The organism is Zavarzinella formosa DSM 19928, from assembly GCF_000255705.1.
GTDB classification, from domain to species: Bacteria; Planctomycetota; Planctomycetia; order Gemmatales; family Gemmataceae; genus Zavarzinella; species Zavarzinella formosa.
Window position 1 is genome coordinate 260,845 of the sequence record NZ_JH636447.1, and the last position, 1,128, is coordinate 261,972.

General features: G+C 61.6%; 2 protein-coding genes. One reads left to right on the plus strand and one right to left on the minus strand.

Annotated elements, in window-relative coordinates; translation table 11 throughout:
- Positions 1 to 129 precede the first annotated feature (129 nt).
- Entirely contained in the window at positions 130 to 573 is a 444-nt protein-coding gene (locus BGIM_RS0137895; protein ID WP_020474827.1) for a hypothetical protein, read from the minus strand.
- 182 nt (positions 574 to 755) lie between these two features.
- Between BGIM_RS0137895 and BGIM_RS54585 the strand changes: the two genes are divergently transcribed.
- Positions 756 to 1,128: c-type cytochrome domain-containing protein (locus BGIM_RS54585; RefSeq protein WP_020474828.1), on the plus strand; the 373-nt coding region annotated here is incomplete at its 3' end.

Sequence of the window (1,128 nt, forward strand, 5' to 3'; positions counted from 1 at the left end):
ATGCTTGAGCCACGGGTTTAAGTCCGGCTGAGTAAAGGGGAGGCGGCTCAACCACCGGAAGCCACCCGGCAGCTTACGCTGCTCGGCTCGCCAAGACCAAGACAAACCCGCGAGAAAACCCAACCTCGATCACTTGCCCTGTCCGGCTTCTTTGGCCTTCGCCCGCTCCAGGCAAATCTCCACTTCCAGACGCTTTGATCTGGCGCGGAACACGCCCACTTCGGTTCCCCTGGCGGCCTCGTGCCGGGCTTTGGCCAATTCTTCGTATTGCTTCAGCAAATCCACCGTCTTATTGCAAATCGCGATGCGATCCGTTTCCTTCTCGGCGGCCTCCATCTCCGCCCGGAACACGTCCATTGTTGCTTCCAGCGCCTCGGCAATCTCCATCCGGTGTCCTTTGGCCAGCACGAAGCTCCCCTCCGACACCTTCTTCAAATTTTCAAGCCGTTCCTTCTGAAGTTGCTTGATCCTCTTGTCCGACTCTTCCGACGGATTCTTCTTGTCCTGCGGAAAGGCGGGAGTCACCAAAAGAGCGGTGGCGATGACGGCAAGGATTGGCGGGAGCATTCGCATGGCAAACCTGGGAGAGCGGGGATGAGGGTTTGTTGATTGTCGGCTCTCGTCAAGAACGAGTCAAACAGAATCGCGGGAATCACTGGACACCGTGTTCGCCAACAGTTACCCTACGTTGAATCTCCCGCCGCCGCATTTGCCTTCCCGCCCGCTTGCCTTTCCTCTCCATCGGAGTCCCGCCGATGTTCCGCCTGATTGCTCCGGCTGTCGCCGTGTTCGCATGTTCCGCCTTGGCCGCCGAACCGCCCCGGTTCGAGCGGGATGTGATGCCGGTGTTTGTCGCCAAGTGTGTGAAATGCCACGGCGGCGAAACCACCAAGGCCGGGCTTGATCTCCGCACGGCGGCGGCCGTCAAGCAAGGGGGCGACACCGGCCCGGCCGTCATTCCGGGCGATGCGGCCAAAAGCCTGCTTCTGGAACAAATCACCAGCGGGGCGATGCCTCCCGGAAAAATCGCCAAGCTCGCGCCCGCCGAGATTGCGGCCGTGAAGGCGTGGATCGAAGGAGGCGCCCCGGCTGACACAGCGGGCGCCGCCGCCCAACCCGCCGCGCCGA